This window comes from Paraburkholderia steynii, from assembly GCF_900100565.1.
Lineage (GTDB): Bacteria > Pseudomonadota > Gammaproteobacteria > Burkholderiales > Burkholderiaceae > Paraburkholderia > Paraburkholderia terrae.
Genome location: NZ_FNDI01000043.1, coordinates 43,913 through 60,438, shown reverse-complemented (window position 1 = coordinate 60,438; position 16,526 = coordinate 43,913). Strand labels below are relative to the sequence as shown.

Here is a 16,526-nt window from a genome sequence, read left to right as displayed (position 1 = left end):
GCGCCGCCATCGAGCACCCACACTTATCGGCTGTTGATTGTTAAAGAACATTCGCGGGAAGCGCCTTGCTTTCACCACGTTGCTGCGTCAGCAGCAGAGAAACGAGATTATGAAGAACCTTTTTCGTTTCGTCAACCGGTTTTTTTTAGCATCGCCTGAAAAACCCTGCCGACTTCACGACCGCGCCGTTTCTGCCGCGGCCCCGTTGCGTCGCACCCAACTGCCTGCGGCTCAACGAGGACGCGAATCTTAGGCCATCCCGTGCCCCGTGACAAGGGTGTGACGCAAAGATTTTTTCGAAAGCGACCGGAACAATCATTCCTCCCGCGCCTTCTCCACTCGCGCCACAGGGTCTGCCGGTTTTCCGCCCGCCTTCGCGGCCAGTTCACGAGCATCGGGCGAACCGATCGTCCAGTCGTGCAGCACCGTATAAGCCACGGCGAGAAGCGTCGGCCCGATAAACACGCCGAGGAAGCCAAACGCGAACGCGCCGCCCAGAATGCCGAGCATCACGAGAATCAGCGGCATGTCGCTGCTCTTGCCGATCAGGATAGGCTTGACGACGTTATCGGACATGCCCACCACTATCACGCCCCACACCACGAGAAAGATCGCCCATCCCGTTTCGCCGCCGTGATACAGCCAGATCGCGGCGGGCAGCCACACCACGACCGGGCCGCCCGGAATCACAGAAAGGAAGAACGTCGCGAGCCCGAGCAACGCCGGCGTCGGCACGCCCGCGATCCAGCAGCCAAAGCCAGCCAGCACGCCCTGCACCAACGCCGTTCCCAAGATGCCGTACACCACCCCCTTCACCGTGCTGCCCGCCAACGCCAGCAGATAGTCGGCGCGCTCGCCGGCGATGCGCCGCATGCCAGCGTTGAGCCATGCCGCCGCGCCCTCGCCGCCCGTATAAAAGAAGAAAGTGAGAATGATGCTGAGCGCGAGCAGTCCCAGCCCATGCGTGACGGCAAGCGCCGCCGCGAGAACCCACTTGCCCGCCGGTGCAGCCAGCACACGCAGTTGCGCAACCATCTCGGAATTGCTGCTGGTCACGCGCTCCCAGAACGATTCGATGCTCGAACCGACGAGCGGAATCCGCGCGACCCAATCGGGCAGATCGGGCAGTCCCGAATCCGTCAGCCTTTGCACGAACGCGGTGATGTCCTTGGTATGCGCGCCCAGCGCGAACCCCGCGTACACGAAGGGGCCCAGCACGACGACCAGAATGATGAGCACGATCAGCGTCGCCGCCCACTTGCGCCGCCCGCCGAGGGTCTGCGACAGCTTGCAGTACAAGCCCCACGAGCTATAGCTGAGAATCGCGCCCCACAGCAGCGCGGTCGTGAACGGCGCCAGCACCAGCAGCGAGCCGCCGACCAGCAGCAGCAACGCAAACACGGCAGCCAGCCGCTCGATCAGTTGGTCCGACTTCACCATGCACCACCCCCGACACGATCCCACGCTGATCTGAACGAACGCCACACAGACACCGAAACGTCTGCAGAACGAGTATAGGAAAGCTCAGGCGAAAGCCGCGACCGCAACAAAAGACACCGACGGACAGCCGCCACGAGCAAGCCCTTCACAGACTGACAAGCCCACACTGCGGGCGATTCACTGCCAGCAGTGCGTGTCGATAATATGTCGACGAAGAAACGACTAGAATATATGGTTCTCTGCACACAACCTCCGGATTTATGCGCTCGCGAATCGCCAAACGTCTCCCTCCCGATGCCGACAAGCTGGTCGGTCTGTCGCTCGCGCTCTTCGCGTCGGGCAGCCGCACCGAAGACCGCTTCTGGGAATCCAAGCTCGACGCACTGCTCGCGAAAATAGTCCGCAACGGCAACCAGACGACGCTCGACGCCGCGCTCGACCATCTGCAGCAGAATCATCCGGACGCTTACGGCGCCCTTGCCGACATGGCCGAAACGCATAGCGAGTCGCTGATCGTCGAGCACGATGGCGTCCAGTACGAAGCGTTGCTGATCGCCGCGCCCGTGCTGGCCTGGACGCGCTACGCCATTCCGTCTGGCTCGCTCAAAGGCGACGCGGCCGACGCACTGCGCGCCCATCTGCAGGCACATGTGCTTGCAGCCGACACGCGCGTCGCGATGGCGCCCTTTATGTATAGCATCGACCAGTTGCCGCGTCACCACGTCGAAACCTGGCGCCTCGCGCAGCAACTGGCGCAAGCAGCCGTCGGCGGCGGCAACGCGAAAATCAACTTTGGCGAACTGCCGGAAACGTCGCCCATCCTGGCCGATCCGCGTTTCGTGCTGGCCGTCGTCGCAGCGCCCGTCGGCGCGCCGGTGTTCCGCTGGCAGGAAGAAGAAGGTGGCTCGCGCATCGAGCGCGGCCAGTGCCTCGAGCAATGGGCGACGCAAGGCGGCGCCAATCTGGCCGTTGTGCTGCCCGGTTGCGAGTTCGAATGCCTGTTGCCGGACGCCTACTACTCGGCCTGCCGTGACGCCGACGAGCGCGTGCGCCCGCACACCGTACGCACCGCGGTGCGCTATCTGTTCGACACGATCGGCGCGACACCCGACGAACTGCGCGCAGTGGTTGCGGGCTTCGGCGAGCGGCGCATCGACGAATACCGGATCGGCTTTACACGCCGCGGCAGCAACGACGTGATCTACGGCGTCGTGTGGCCGCTGTACGGCCGCGAGAACGGCGACCCGGGTATCGACGAAGAACCGCAAGAGGCGATGGCGACCGAAGGTCCGCTCGAAGACATCGTCGCGTTGCTGAAAGAAACGGGCATCACCGATATCCGCCGTCACGCTGGCCGCTTCGAGCCTGAATATTGTGACGACTGCGGCGTCCCACTTTATGCGGACCCGCTCGGCGAGATTGTTCACGCCGAAATGCCGGAAGATGCCGAGCCCGCTCAGCCACATTTCCACTGATCACTTCAGAGTTTTCTCTGCATCGAATCAAGCCCCGCCGCGTGCGGGGCTTTTTTCATGGCACTCGTCCTATGCCACCTGGACAGGCCGCCACGCGACTGGGAATTTGTCATCATCGACACGATGGTGCATCGCTGCGCGACGACGAAATCGTTGCGTGCATCGCGCCGCCACGACCGATCGATCAGGAGGCAATGCATGCGATTTTCAGTTTTCAACTCAGACGCCGAACGCAGGGAAGGACTCAAGACACTCTTACGGCAGATCGACCGGCAAGCACGGTTCGGCGAAGCGCAGGACTGGCAGCAGGTCGAGCGCACGCTGCGCCGCCTGCAACCGGACCTGCTGCTGATCGACTGGGAGGACTGGATGTCGCCCCTCGACGCCCGCACGTTGCTCGCCAACCATCCCGGCCTGCCCGTCGCCGTGCTGGTCGACGACATCTCGCCCGCCCATGTGCGCGCGTTCGTCGAGAAAGGCGTACTCGGCGTGATTCCGCGCTCCACGGATCCACGCGTGATCGTGCGCGCGCTGGAAATGGTTTTGCTGGGCGTCCACTACATCCCTGCGGGCGCACTTTCGTTCGATGCACCTACGCCATCCGGCAAGCTGGTGCGTCCACTGAACGACGCGCGCCCGCTCGAACTGGTCGCGCCGCCAAAGCGGCCACGCCTTGGCGGCGGCCTTTCGCCGCGGCAAGAACAGATCATGCGCTGCGTACACATGGGCAGTACGAATAAAATGATTGCTCGCGCGTTAGGCATCAGCGAGGGCACCGTGAAAATCCATTTAGCGACGATCTTCCAGCAACTGGGCGCACCGAACCGCGCCGCCGCCGTCGCGATCTACAACGGCTGGCTCACCGCGCAACTCGAAGTGCTGCGCAGCGGGCACAATCGCATCCAGCGGCCGGCGCGCGTGACGTCCAACGTCACGCCACTGCGCCAGCGCAAGCCGCGAACTTTCCGCTATCCGTTGCCTGCCAACGACACTACCGGCGCACTGCCGATGGCCGCCGAAGCGACGACGCCCTACGACATACGGCGCAAGCGCCCGGAACGCGACGATGGCGCGATGTAAAGATGCAACGGGTGTAAAGGTCGAAAGGAATCCACCGTGAATAGACATAAATCATCGCTGGCATGGAATCCGCTCACACGTTTCGCTATTCAACGAGTAATATGAAGACATGGGTTTCCTCTACACACCGCTTCCGTTGTGGGTCGCTGTCGGTGGCTGGATCGCCGCTGTGGCTTTGCTCGCGCTCGCACTCTGGAAGAACCCGTTCAAGCGCTTGCAGGAACCCGTGCTCCAGCATGTGTGGCTCGCCATAATCGTGGCCGTATCGGTGCTGTGGGCGACCAACGCATGGCTCGAAGATGGCACGGTGATTCACCTGCTCGGTGCAACGCTCGTCGTCACGCTATTCGACTGGGGGCTTGCGCTCATTGCGATGGCCATCGTGACGGGGCTTGCCGCCGTCGTCTTCGACGCGCCCTGGCAAGGCATCGCGCTCACCTTCCTCGTGTTCGGCGCAGTGCCCGTCGGCGTATCGACGCTCCTGCAACGCGCATGCATCGCGTGGCTGCCGCGCAATCTCTTCATGTTCATCTTCGGCCAGGGCTTCGTGTCGCCCGCCATCGCGGTTACGGTGGCATCGGCCGTTGCGTTGGCAACGCATATCGCGCTCGCCGACGGTTCGATGTCCGTGATCCCGGCCGGCTATGCGTTTAGCGTGTTCCTGCTTGCGTCTGGTGAATCGTGGTTCACGGGTATGTCGACGGCACTGATCGCCGTCTATCGTCCCGCGTGGGTCACGACTTATGATGTGCGCCGCTATCGCCTCGGTGGCCCGCGCACCTGATCCCTCAATTGCACTGCACCGGCATCGAGATGAATGCGCCTGTCCGGCTCGTTCGCCCATGCATGCAACATCCGCCTATCTCTCGCTCGTTGAGCCTCCTCACCACGACACGAGAAAATATTTGTGCCAGGATTGAACTCCTTCCTGCAGACGGGCATCTTATGTGCCTGACGTCTTCATAGCATTGACCATAGATAGATGGATCGCACCAACGCACCGCGCCGATTGCCGCGGTTGGTCGGCCGGTTGGCGGTGTGGGTTGCGAGCGCGTCGCTCGCATGCTCGCTGCCTGCCTTCGCCGATCAACTCGGGCAGCACAACGACCTCGTCAGCAAATTCATCAACGATATGCACGCCGATCCGCTCGTTGCGGATTGCGCCGCGCATGGCAACTTCGTCGCGAGCACATCGACGGCTTTCGATCACGTCGAGTTTCCGCCCAGCTCATTCGATAGCGCGCACGCAGCCGTCACGCCCTGGAACGATTCGTTCGACGAAGGCAAGCAGAAGGTCAAGGTCGACAGTGTCGTGACCGTCGAAGGCCTGGGCGTTCCGCAAGGCGGCGGCGACCCGGCGCAGCTCAAGTTCCGCTGCGGCTACGTCGGCGCGCAGATGCTCGCGTTCAGCTGGAACGACCCCGTGCCGCCGTTGCGCTCGCGAAGCACGGCGTCGTCGGGCTCGAACACGGCGAAGGGCAAGCACGCCGTCAGCGGCAAGGGTTCGAAGAAGAACTCGGGCAAGTCGAAAGGCACGACGAACAAGTCGGGCAACAAGAAGTCGACCAAATCGTCAGGCAAGGCCGTGACGACCAAGAGCAGCGCCGCGAAGACGAACGCTAAAGCGAGTGCGAAAAAGTCGACCACGAAGAAGACACATTGAGGTCGCGCCATCGCCTGATCCGACCATCGGATCAGGCAATTCACGCGAGCAAAATAAGCGAGGCCACGCACGATGCGTGGCCTCGCTTTTTTACATACCTTTACCGCGCATCAACGATACACGTCAGGCAAACGTCTCCATATGCCACAGAATCGCCTGCAGCATCGACGCGCCGAGCGACGCGCTGCGCTCGCCGTTCCAGCCCACGCGTTCGTCGGGCAGATTGGCGTTGTCCTTGAACGGCATCTCCAGCGTCAGCGACAGACAACCGAACTCGTTGCCGACGTACTTCGACGCGAGCTTGAGCGCATCCTGCCGATACTTGCTCGCTTCATAACCGTACTTGTCCTGGAAATCGGGACTCGCGCGCTTGAAGTTCTCGATGAAGGCCGTCTGCTCCTGACGTTGGCGCTCGGTGAAGCTCGGCAGCATCTCCGAGCCCGCAACGAACACATACGGCAGCGCTTCGTCGCCGTGAATGTCGAAGAACAGATCGCAGCCCGTCGCATGAATCGCGTCGCGCACGAGCAGCACTTCGGGGCTGCGCGCGGCGTCCGGTTCCATCCATTCGCGATTCAGGTTCGCGCCGGCCGCATTCGTGCGCAGATTGCCATGCACACTGCCGTCCGGGTTCATGTTCGGCACGATGTAGAAGTCGGCGTAATCGAAGAGCTTGCGCGCGACAGGATCGCCCGACCAGTCGCCCCACCCCGCGAGCCGCTTCACCAGGCCTTCGACGAACCACTCGGCCATCGTCTCGCCCGGATGCTGGCGCGCGATGATCCAGATGATCTTCTTCGGCTTCAGCGTGCCGTCTTCGAGCAAGGTCGGCGCGCCGAGCGTGAGCAGCGACATCGGCCGGCCTTCGACCGTCTTGCCCAGTTCCGTCAGCGCCGCATGCGGCATCTGCTGAACTGCGCCGAGAAATTCCGAATGACGCTCTTCGCTATACGGCTCGAAGTACGCGTAATAGATGCGGTCGAAATCCGGCGTGTGATCGATGGTCAGCACGCGGCCGTCGTACGACGTCGGCACGCGAAACCAGTTCACGCGGTCATAGCTCGCGCACGCCTGATAGTTGCGCCAGCCGTCGGCGAACGCGCAGTCGGCGGCGTTCTCGAACGTCATCACGCAGCGCTCGCCGCGCGCGCCCGAGAGCCGGAAATAGAACCACTGCGCAAAGTCGGCGTGGCTGTCCGGACGCACGCGCAAGCGGATGTTGTCGGCCTGCGCGCAGGACAGGACTTCGATCGCGCCTGCGTCGAAATTGCTGGTAATGGATAGCGTCATGTTGGTATTCCTGCTGGTTCGGCGCGGCGTCAGTCCGCGATGCGCCGGCGAAAGACGTAGGTGGAATCGTTCGAAGCATCGGCTTCGAATGCGTAGCCTTCAGCGTCGAAATCCTTGAGTTGCTCCGGCGTTTCGAAGCGATTCTCCACCAGATAGCGCGCCATCAGACCGCGCGCGCGTTTCGCGTGAAAACTGATGATCTTGTATCGCCCGCCCTTCCAGTCCTCGAATACGGGCGTGATGACGGGCGCAGCGAGCTTCTTCGGCTTGACCGACTTGAAATATTCCGTCGACGCGCAGTTGATCAGCACGCGCGAGCCGTCCTGCTTCTTTTCCAGTTGCCGGTTGAGCGCCTGCGTGATGCGCTCGCCCCAGAACGCGTACAGATCCTTGCCGCGCCGGTTCTCGAAGCGCGTGCCCATTTCGAGCCGATACGGCTGCAGCAGATCGAGCGGACGCAGCAGACCGTAAAGGCCCGACAGCACGCGCACGTGCTGCTGCGCATAGTCGAGATCGGATGCGGACAGCGACTTCGCGTCGAAGCCTTCGTACACGTCGCCGTTGAACGCGAGCACGGCTTGCTTCGCATTGGACGTGTCGAATTTCGGCGACCAGTCGGCATAACGCTGGAAATTCAGATGCGCGAGCTGATCGGAAATGTCCATCAGCGACGCGATGTCTTGCGGCGACAGACGGCGCAGATCGCCGATCAACTCGGCGGCGTCATCGACGAAATCGGGGATCGTGTGCTTCTTGACGTGCGGCGGGGTGTCGTAGTCGAGCGATTTGGCCGGCGACAGAACGATTATCATAGAGGCTTTCAGGCACGCCGTGCCTGGCGGTCAAAGACGAAAGCCAGATTGTAACGAATGCCCGAAACCCCTGCCTTGCCTGAACAGAACGCGCCTGCCGCAAGAAACGCGGCGGCACCCGCCGTCGTGCTCGATTCGAACGTGTGGATCGACATTCTCGTGTTCGACGATCCGCACACGCGCCCCATTCTCGCCGCGCTCGAAAGCGGCGCGCTGCGCGCGCTGATCGACGCGCGCTGCCTCGCCGAACTGGCGTACGTGCTCGACTATCCGCAGTTCGTCAAGCGCGCCGTCGACAAAGCCGCCGCGCTCGCGACGCTCGCGCGGCTGTCGACACTGGTCGAGCCGCCCGCGCCCGCCGAAAATGTGCCCCCGCTGCCCAAATGTAAAGACCGCGACGATCAGAAGTTTCTCGAACTCGCCTATGCGATGCAGGCGGACTGGCTGGTCTCGAAGGATCGCGCGGTGCTGAAGCTCGCTAAACGGATTGCGCGCGATTTCGGTTTCCGGATCGCGCAGCCCGCGCCATTCGTCGCCGAATGTGCGCTGACGGCCGAAGCGCCCGTCGAGGCCTGACGCGCGCCCGCGCAGTCCGCCGACGGGACGGGACGCGACGCGCTACCGGGCGGCACAGCCAACCGCCGCGCGGATTTTCCCTACAATCGAGCTTCACGCCTGACCACAACGGCATCAACGACTACGACCGCATCTGCACTGTGACATGAACGCACCGCACGATCTGACGACCACGCCTATGACCACCATGCCCCCATCGTTCCCGTCCCGTCTGCCGAACGTCGGCACGACGATCTTCACCGTGATGAGCGCGCTCGCCGCGGAAAAGAACGCGGTCAATCTCGGCCAGGGCTTCCCGGATTTCGATTGCGATCCGCGCATCGTCGATGCCGTGGCCAACGCGATGCGCGAAGGCCACAACCAGTACCCGCCGATGGCAGGCGTCGCGCCGCTGCGCCAGGCGATCTCCGACAAGATCACAAGCCTGTACGGACGCCGCTACGACGCCACGACCGAAATCACGGTGACGGCAGGCGCGACCCAAGCGCTTCTGACAGCGATCCTGTGCGCGGTCCATCCGGGCGATGAAGTGATCGTCGTCGAGCCGACCTACGACAGCTATCTGCCGTCGATCGAACTGGCGGGCGGCAAGCCCGTGTTCGTCACGCTCGAAGCGCCCGACTACGCAATCCCGTTCGACAAACTCGCCGCAGCGATCACGCCGAAAACGCGCATGATCCTGATCAACACGCCGCACAACCCGACGGGCACCGTCTGGCGCGCGGACGACATGAAGAAGCTCGAGGACATCGTGCGCGGCACGAATGTGCTGATCCTGTCCGACGAGGTGTACGAACACATGGTCTACGACGGTGCGCCGCACGAAAGCGTGGCGCGCTATCCGGAACTCGCGCAGCGCAGCTTCGTCGTGTCGAGCTTCGGCAAGACCTATCACGTGACAGGCTGGAAGGTCGGCTACGTGGCCGCGCCCGCCGCGCTGATGGCGGAATTCCGCAAGGTCCACCAGTTCAACATATTCACTGTCAACACGCCGATGCAGCTCGGCCTCGCACACTACATGCAGGACCCGGCGCCGTATCTGAACCTGCCCGCCTTCTATCAGAAGAAGCGCGACTTTTTCCGCGCCGGTCTCGCGCAATCGCGCTTCAAGCTGTTGCCGTGTACGGGCACGTATTTCCAGTGCGTCGACTATTCGGCCATCAGCGACATGCCCGAAGCCGAATTCGCGCAGTGGCTGACGAGCGAGATCGGTGTGGCCGCCATTCCCGTGTCGGCGTTCTATCACGAGTCACATGAATCGGGCGTCGTGCGCTTCTGCTTCGCGAAGAAAGAAGACACGCTCGCCACCGCGCTCGAACGGCTGGCGCGTCTCTGAGATGGCGCGCGCGATGCTACGAACGAACCCCGGTTCTTCGTCATCGCGCGCGGAGCAACGAGGCGCCTGTCCGGCACCCGGACAAGCCGCGTGCTCACTTCTTCTTTTGCGCCTCCATATAGGCCTTGCGATCCTCCGTCACGCGCTGCGCGGCCGGTCGTGCATTGATCGCCTTCACGTACGGCTTCCAGTCGATGCCGACATCGAGCAGAAAATCGCGCCCGTAAACCGCCTGCGTCGCCATGCCGACGAGCGGCAGGCTCACGAAGCCCGCCACGTCCGCGATGCTGAACTGCTCGCCGCGCAGATACGGCGTGAACTTCGCAAGCCGCCTGAAGCCGCGGATGTGATGGATCAGCAGCTTCTCCGTGCGCCCTTTCGTGGCGTCGGTGATCGTGCCGCCGAAGAACGCCTGCTTGTACAGATTGCGCGCCGTCAGTTCGAGATGCACGTCGACGAACGTGATCAGCTCACGCTCCTTCGCGGCTTCCCACGGATCGCGCGAAAACATCGCTTTCTCGGGAAACGCAGCGGCCAGATATTCGATGATCGCCTGCGACTCGCACAGGCTGCCATGCTCCGTCACGATGTACGGCACCTTGCCGAGCGGCGAGTGTTCGAGCATCGCCTCGTCCTGGCTGAACTCAACGCACACTTCCTCGAACGGAATGCCGAATTCGAGCAGCGCAAACTTCACTTTGTTGTAATAGTTGGACAGCGCAAAACCGTGCAGCTTGATCATCCGGTGTCTCCCTGCGGATGGTTGTCGAAAGTCGCTTGCAATTCGTCGCGGCTCACGCGCATGCACGCGGACACGACAAATTGAAACGAACGTACTATTTTAGAATAATCATGGAGTGAGTCATATCATGTCACCGAACACCTCTCGCCAATACAGCATCGAAACTGTCGGCATCGTCGGCACGGGCGCGATGGGACGCGGGATCGCGCAGATCGCCGCGCTCGCGGGCCTCACGGTCAGGCTTTACGACACGAATGCCGCTGCCATCGGCGCGGCGCGCGACTATCTGTCCGACACGTTCTCGAAGCTGGTCGCCAAAGGCAAGCTCGACAACTCGCGCTCGCTCGCCGCGCTCGCGAACGTGACGGGCGCGACTGCGATCGACGAACTCAAAGACTGCGACCTCGTCGTCGAGGCGATCGTCGAAAAGCTCGACGTGAAACGCGCGCTCTTCAAGGAACTCGAAGGCATCGTCAGCGAGCGCTGCATTCTCGCGTCGAATACGTCGTCGCTGTCGATCACTGCGATTGCGGCCGCGTGCGCCGATCCATCGCGCGTAGTCGGCTATCACTTCTTCAACCCGGTGCCGCTGATGAAGGTTGTCGAAGTGATCGACGGCCTGCGCAGCGATCCCGCCGCCGGCGATGCGCTGATGGATCTCGCGCGCCGCGTGGGCCACACGCCCGTGCGCGCGAAGGATATGCCCGGCTTCGTCGTCAATCACGCGGGCCGCGGCATGAATACGGAAGGTTTGCGCGTCGCGGACGAAGGCGTCGCGAGCTTCGTCGATATCGACCGCATCATGCGCGAGCAGGCGGGCTTTCGTCTCGGGCCGTTCGAACTGCTCGATCTGACCGCCCTCGATGTGTCGCATCCCGTGATGGAATCGATCTATCACCAGTTCTATGAGGAACCGCGCTTCACGCCGTCGCCGATCACAGGCACGCGGCTCGCGGGCGGGCTGATCGGACGCAAGGCGGGCGAAGGCTTCTATGTGTATGTCGACGGCAAGCAGCAGGCGCCTGCCGAAGCACCCGCGCCGACCGAACTGCCGAAGCGCGTCTGGATCAGCGCGCGCGTACACGCTGCGCGCGACGCAGTGCTCGCGCTCGTCGCGAAGACCGGCGTCACCGTGGACGAAGGCGCGACGCCCGCCGCCGATTCGCTGATCGTCGTGACGCCGCTCGGCTTCGACGCGACCACGGCGGCTTTCGATGAGAACCTCGACGCGAGCCGCGTCGTTGCCATCGACACCCTCTTCCCGCTCGTCGACGCGAAACGCCGCACGCTGATGACCACGCCCGCCACCACACGCGCCGCGCGCGATTCCGCGCACGCCCTCTTCGCGCACGACGGCGTGCCCGTCACGGTGATCCGCGATTCGACGGGCTTCGTCGCGCAACGCGTGGTCGCGACGATCGTCAACATCGGCTGCGATATCGCGCAGCGTCAGATTGCGTCGCCGCAGGACATCGATCTCGCCGTGACGCTCGGCCTCGGCTATCCGCGCGGGCCGCTCGCACTCGGCGATGCGCTCGGCGCGCAGACCATCCTGACGATTCTGCGCAACATGTTCAGCGTGCTCGGCGATCCACGCTACCGTCCGTCGCCGTGGCTCGCTCGCCGCGCGCAACTCGGCATGTCGCTCACGCAAGCCGACGCCGCCGATCAGAACAACTCAAAGGAGACTGCATAAATGGCCGCCGAACTGCTCGCCTCCCGCCCAGCCGAAAGCGAATCGACGCTCGTGCTGACCCTGTCGAACCCGGGCGCGCGCAACGCGATGCACCCGGACATGTACGCCGCCGGCATCGAAGCGATCGACACGGCCGAGCGCGATGCGTCGATCGGCGCGGTCGTCATCACGGGCGCGGACAACTTCTTCTGCGCGGGCGGCAACCTGAACCGGCTGCTCGAAAACCGCGCGAAAGATCCGTCCGTGCAGGCGCAAAGCATCGATCTGCTCGGCGAATGGATTGCCGCGTTGCAGGCGTCGTCGAAACCGGTAATCGCGGCCGTCGAAGGCGCGGCAGCGGGCGCGGGCTTTTCGCTTGCGCTCGCGTGTGACCTGATCGTCGCCGCCGACGACGCGAAATTCGTGATGTCTTACGCACGCGTTGGCCTCACGCCGGATGGCGGTGGCTCCTGGTTCCTCGCGCGCGCGTTGCCGCGTCAGGTTGCGACGGAAGTACTGATCGAAGGCAAGCCGATCGGCGCGCAGCGTCTGTATGACCTCGGCGTCGTCAACCGGCTCGTGAAACCGGGCGCCGCGCGCGATACGGCGATCGCGTGGGCCGACGATCTCGGCAAGATCTCGCCGAACGCGAAGGCGCGCATCAAAGGACTGATCGCGGCAGCGGGCGCGCAATCGCTGCCCGAGCATCTCGTTGCCGAACGCGACAGCTTCGTCGCGTCGCTGCATCATCGCGACGGGCTCGAAGGCATCACTGCGTTCCTCGAAAAGCGCGCGCCCAACTACAAATGAGCACGCCGACCGGGTCCGGCTATCAGTTGCCGAAGCGCCGCCGCATCTATCTGATGCGGCACGGCGACGTCACGTACTTCGATGCGTCGGGCAGCACGATCGACCCGGAGCGCGTGCCGCTCAATGAAAAAGGCCGCGAGCAGGCCGATGCCGCAGGCCGCGCGTTCGCCGAACAGAACGTACGCTTCGATCGCGTGATCGCGAGCGGCTTGCCGCGCACGGTCGAGACGGCACAGCGCGTGCTCGCGCAAATGGGCGAGCGAACTGAGATCGACATCGAGCCCGCGTGGGAAGAAATACGCGGCGGAAAACCAGGCTCGATTCCCGCCTATGATCTCGAAGCGGCATTCATCGGCGCGTTCGACGGCATCGTTGCCGAGGACGTACAGTTTCTCGGCGGTGAGACGATCGGCGAACTGTTCGACCGCGTGCTGCCGGCGCTAGCCGCGCTACGCGCCGACGCATCGTGGGACGTCGCGCTGCTCGTGCTGCATGGCGGCGTCAATCGCGCGATTCTGTCGCATGCGATCACGACGGGCGGCCGCACGTTCTTCGGCCATCTCGCGCAGGCGACGGGCTGCATCAATGCGCTCGACATCGGCGCAGCGCCGCGCGACTGGCTGGTGCGCATGATCAATCATGCACCGCCCTCTCCTTTGCACCGCGACGCGCGCAACACATCGATGGAAATGCTTTACGCGCAATTCATTCAAACCAGGCGCAGCTAGCAGGTCGATCATCGTTCACCCAACGGAGGAGACATGCCGCAAGACGCGACACCTACCGACTACTCCGCTTTTGAAGGCACGCGGCCCATCAGCGAACGGCAACGCATCGACATCGACGCACTCTCCGCGTGGCTCGCGCGACATGTCGAAGACTTCGCCGGGCCGCTGACGCTCGAACAGTTCGCGGGCGGCCAGTCGAATCCGACCTTCAAACTGATCACCCCGACGCGGGCTTATGTGATGCGCGCGAAGCCTGGTCCATCGGCGAAACTGCTGCCGTCCGCGCATGCGATCGAGCGTGAGTATCGCGTGATGCATGCGCTGCGCGACACTGACGTCCCCGTTGCGAAGATGCTTGCGTTGTGCGAGGACGAAAGTGTGATCGGCCGCGCGTTCTACGTGATGGAGTTCGTTCAGGGACGCGTGCTGTGGGACCCGTCGCTGCCCGGCATGACACAGGCGCAACGCGGCGCGATCTATGACGAGATGAACCGCGTGATCGCCGCGTTGCATAGCGTCGATGTCGACAAGGTTGGACTTGCGGACTACGGCAAGCCCGGCAACTACTTCGCGCGCCAGATCGGCCGATGGAGCAAGCAGTATCAGGCGTCGGAAACGGAACCGATCGACGCGATGCATCGCCTGATCGAATGGCTGCCACAACATATGCCCGCCGGAACGGGCGAGCGCGCGTCCGTCGTGCATGGCGACTACCGGCTCGACAATCTGATCTTTCATCCACACGAACCGCGCGTGCTGGCCGTGCTCGACTGGGAACTGTCGACGCTCGGCGATCCTCTCGCCGACTTCGCGTATCACTGCATGGCGTGGCATGTCGATCCCGCGCAGTTTCGCGGCATCGCTGGACTCGACTGGGCCGCGCTCGGCATTCCCGACGAGGCACGGTACGTGCAACGCTATTGCGAGCGCACTGGCCTGACGATTTCCGGCGACTGGAACTTCTACCTCGCGTACAACATGTTCCGCATCGCGGCGATCTTGCAGGGAATCATGAAGCGCGTAGTCGACGGCACGGCAGCGAGCGAACAGGCCGCGGACGCGGGACGGCGCGCGAGACCGATGGCCGAACTCGCGTGGCGCTACGCGCAGAAGGTGCGCTGAGTGACGTGCATGCGGCACCACGCACTCAATCTGTAGACCGGATTCAACGACATCCACGAGGGCAAGATGAATTTCGACTACACCCCGAAGGTTCAGGCATTGCGCGACAAGCTGCTCGCATTCTTCGACGAGCACATCTATCCGAACGAACAGGCCTACGCCGCCGAAGTCGCTCGCAACCGCCAGGCGGGCAACGCGTGGGTGCCGACGGAACTGATCGAGGCACTGAAGCAGCAAGCGCGCGATGCCGGCTTATGGAATCTGTTTCTGCCCGATTCCGAGCGCGGCGCGGGTCTGACGAACCTCGAATACGCGCCGCTGTGCGAGATCATGGGCCGTGTGCCGTGGTCGCCCGAGGTGTTCAACTGCAATGCGCCCGACACCGGCAACATGGAGACGATCGAGCGATACGGCAACGAGGAGAACCGGCGCGAATGGCTGGAGCCGCTGCTGCAAGGCCAGATCCGTTCGGCGTTTTTGATGACCGAGCCGGAGGTGGCGTCATCGGATGCGACCAATATTCAGACGAGCATCGTGCGCGACGGCGACGCGTATGTGATCAATGGGCACAAGTGGTGGTCGTCGGGTGCGGGCGATCCGCGCTGCAAGCTCTTCATCGTGATGGGCAAGACGGATCCGGACGCGCCGCGTCACGCGCAGCAATCGATGATTCTTGTGCCTGCTGACGCGACGGGTATCACGGTGCATCGACCGCTTAGCGTGTTCGGTTATGACGATGCGCCGCACGGGCATATGGAGATTACGCTCGATAACGTGCGCGTGCCTGCCGTGAACATGTTGCTTGGCGAAGGTCGCGGGTTTGAGATTGCGCAGGGGCGGCTCGGGCCGGGGCGGATTCATCATTGCATGCGGTTGATTGGGCTTGCTGAGCGGGCGCTTGAGTTGATGTGCAGGCGCACGTTGCAGCGCGTGGCGTTTGGCAAGCCGATTGCGGCGCAGACGGTCACGCAGGAGCGGATTGCCGAGGCGCGGTGTCTGATCGAGCAGGCTCGGTTGCTGACGTTGAAGACGGCTTACATGATGGATACCGTCGGGAATAAGGGCGCGCGCGGTGAGATCGCGATGATCAAGGTTGTTGCGCCCAACATGGCGTGTCAGGTGATTGACTGGGCCATTCAGGCGCATGGCGCGGCTGGGATGTGTGATGATTTTCCTCTGGCTTATGCCTATACCACCGCGCGGTGGTTGCGGTTTGCTGATGGGCCAGATGAGGTGCATCGGAATGCTATTGCCAAGATTGAGCTTGGGCGGTATTCGGAGTGATGCGGTGGCGGCGCGGCAGCGGGGTTTGGGGATCTGTGGTGTAATTTTTTTGTGTCTGCGGCGGTGGGTGGTGCGGTTTGGTTTGTTCGTGTTTGCGCTGGCATCCGCGATGCGTTATCTAGCTTCAAGCGTCGCCCCTGTGCGGGGCGGCACCTACTTTTCTTTGCCGCCGCAAAGAAAAGTAGGCAAAAGAAAGCGGCTAACACCGCTAATTCTTGTGTTTGCGTGAGGGCCCCCACAGGGTCTTACGCTTCACACGGCAACGGCTCTGTTGGCGCATGTTGCCAACGCTTTGTATAAACGCCTCACCCGCTTCGAATGCATTTGCGCGGGCAAGCGGCAGCGAATGGTATGTGCCGCCCAGGTGGCAAACTGTGTGTAGGTTGTCGCGTCGTATAGCTTGGCGCTCTTACAGGGTGGAACGCGTGCGCTATTGGTCTGGAGTGATGCGTGTGAGGCACTACGGCCTACACACAGTTTGCCACCTGGGCGG

Annotated in this window: 15 protein-coding genes; 11 read left to right on the top strand and 4 right to left on the bottom strand. The window is 63.0% G+C overall.

Features of this window, described 5'->3' with window-relative positions:
• Window positions 1–315: 315 nt before the first annotated feature.
• Complete coding sequence (locus tag BLT65_RS42120; RefSeq protein WP_042314692.1) at window positions 316–1,440, bottom strand: AI-2E family transporter; 1,125 nt, start codon at window positions 1,438–1,440, stop codon at window positions 316–318.
• A 260-nt stretch (window positions 1,441–1,700) separates the two neighbouring features.
• Between BLT65_RS42120 and BLT65_RS42115 the strand changes: the two genes are divergently transcribed.
• The 4 genes from BLT65_RS42115 to BLT65_RS42100 all read left to right on the top strand — a co-directional run bounded on the left by BLT65_RS42115 (window position 1,701) and on the right by BLT65_RS42100 (window position 5,658).
• Window positions 1,701–2,915, top strand: coding sequence for a DUF2863 family protein (locus tag BLT65_RS42115; RefSeq protein ID WP_091789959.1), 1,215 nt, complete (start codon window positions 1,701–1,703; stop codon window positions 2,913–2,915).
• 198 nt (window positions 2,916–3,113) lie between these two features.
• Window positions 3,114–3,995, top strand: coding sequence for a response regulator transcription factor (locus BLT65_RS42110; RefSeq protein WP_091789962.1), 882 nt, complete (start codon window positions 3,114–3,116; stop codon window positions 3,993–3,995).
• 109 nt (window positions 3,996–4,104) lie between these two features.
• Window positions 4,105–4,779 carry an energy-coupling factor ABC transporter permease gene (locus tag BLT65_RS42105; RefSeq protein ID WP_007588105.1) on the top strand — a complete coding sequence of 225 codons (675 nt, stop codon included), beginning with the start codon at window positions 4,105–4,107 and terminating at the stop codon, window positions 4,777–4,779.
• A gap of 198 nt (window positions 4,780–4,977) precedes the next feature.
• Window positions 4,978–5,658, top strand: coding sequence for a BspC domain-containing protein (locus tag BLT65_RS42100; RefSeq protein ID WP_091789957.1), 681 nt, complete (start codon window positions 4,978–4,980; stop codon window positions 5,656–5,658).
• A gap of 123 nt (window positions 5,659–5,781) precedes the next feature.
• Here the strand turns inward: BLT65_RS42100 and BLT65_RS42095 are convergent, their stop codons facing one another.
• Together BLT65_RS42095 and yaaA are read right to left on the bottom strand one after the other, a co-directional pair.
• On the bottom strand, window positions 5,782–6,948 hold the full coding sequence (locus tag BLT65_RS42095; RefSeq protein WP_091789955.1) for a M14 family metallopeptidase: 1,167 nt from the start codon (window positions 6,946–6,948) through the stop codon (window positions 5,782–5,784).
• A 29-nt stretch (window positions 6,949–6,977) separates the two neighbouring features.
• A complete protein-coding gene (gene yaaA, locus BLT65_RS42090) occupies window positions 6,978–7,760 on the bottom strand; it encodes a peroxide stress protein YaaA (protein WP_091789952.1) in 783 nt (260 codons plus the stop codon).
• A 57-nt stretch (window positions 7,761–7,817) separates the two neighbouring features.
• On the opposite strand from yaaA, the gene BLT65_RS42085 reads away from it, so the two are divergent.
• Both BLT65_RS42085 and BLT65_RS42080 read left to right on the top strand, forming a co-directional pair.
• Window positions 7,818–8,336, top strand: a complete 519-nt coding sequence (locus tag BLT65_RS42085; protein ID WP_091789950.1) for a putative toxin-antitoxin system toxin component, PIN family — start codon at window positions 7,818–7,820, stop codon at window positions 8,334–8,336.
• Window positions 8,337–8,481: 145 nt separating this feature from the next.
• On the top strand, window positions 8,482–9,672 hold the full coding sequence (locus tag BLT65_RS42080) for a pyridoxal phosphate-dependent aminotransferase (protein ID WP_091789947.1): 1,191 nt from the start codon (window positions 8,482–8,484) through the stop codon (window positions 9,670–9,672).
• A gap of 94 nt (window positions 9,673–9,766) precedes the next feature.
• Here the strand turns inward: BLT65_RS42080 and BLT65_RS42075 are convergent, their stop codons facing one another.
• Window positions 9,767–10,414: a glutathione S-transferase family protein gene (locus BLT65_RS42075; protein WP_091789945.1), complete on the bottom strand. Its 648-nt coding sequence runs from the start codon at window positions 10,412–10,414 to the stop codon at window positions 9,767–9,769.
• A gap of 127 nt (window positions 10,415–10,541) precedes the next feature.
• Between BLT65_RS42075 and BLT65_RS42070 the strand changes: the two genes are divergently transcribed.
• From BLT65_RS42070 to BLT65_RS42055, 5 genes are all read left to right on the top strand, one after another.
• A complete protein-coding gene (locus BLT65_RS42070; RefSeq protein ID WP_208545891.1) occupies window positions 10,542–12,110 on the top strand; it encodes a 3-hydroxyacyl-CoA dehydrogenase in 1,569 nt (522 codons plus the stop codon).
• Window positions 12,111–12,899 carry an oxepin-CoA hydrolase, alternative type gene (locus BLT65_RS47720; RefSeq protein WP_042314700.1) on the top strand — a complete coding sequence of 263 codons (789 nt, stop codon included), beginning with the start codon at window positions 12,111–12,113 and terminating at the stop codon, window positions 12,897–12,899.
• Window positions 12,896–13,627, top strand: coding sequence for a histidine phosphatase family protein (locus tag BLT65_RS42065; RefSeq protein WP_091789943.1), 732 nt, complete (start codon window positions 12,896–12,898; stop codon window positions 13,625–13,627). Before BLT65_RS47720 ends, BLT65_RS42065 begins: the two co-directional genes overlap by 4 nt.
• Window positions 13,628–13,660: 33 nt before the next feature.
• Window positions 13,661–14,749 (top strand): phosphotransferase, encoded by a 1,089-nt coding sequence (locus tag BLT65_RS42060; RefSeq protein WP_091789941.1) that lies wholly within the window; start codon window positions 13,661–13,663, stop codon window positions 14,747–14,749.
• 66 nt (window positions 14,750–14,815) lie between these two features.
• Entirely contained in the window at window positions 14,816–16,033 is a 1,218-nt protein-coding gene (locus tag BLT65_RS42055) for an acyl-CoA dehydrogenase family protein (protein ID WP_091789939.1), read from the top strand.
• Window positions 16,034–16,526 lie beyond the last annotated feature (493 nt).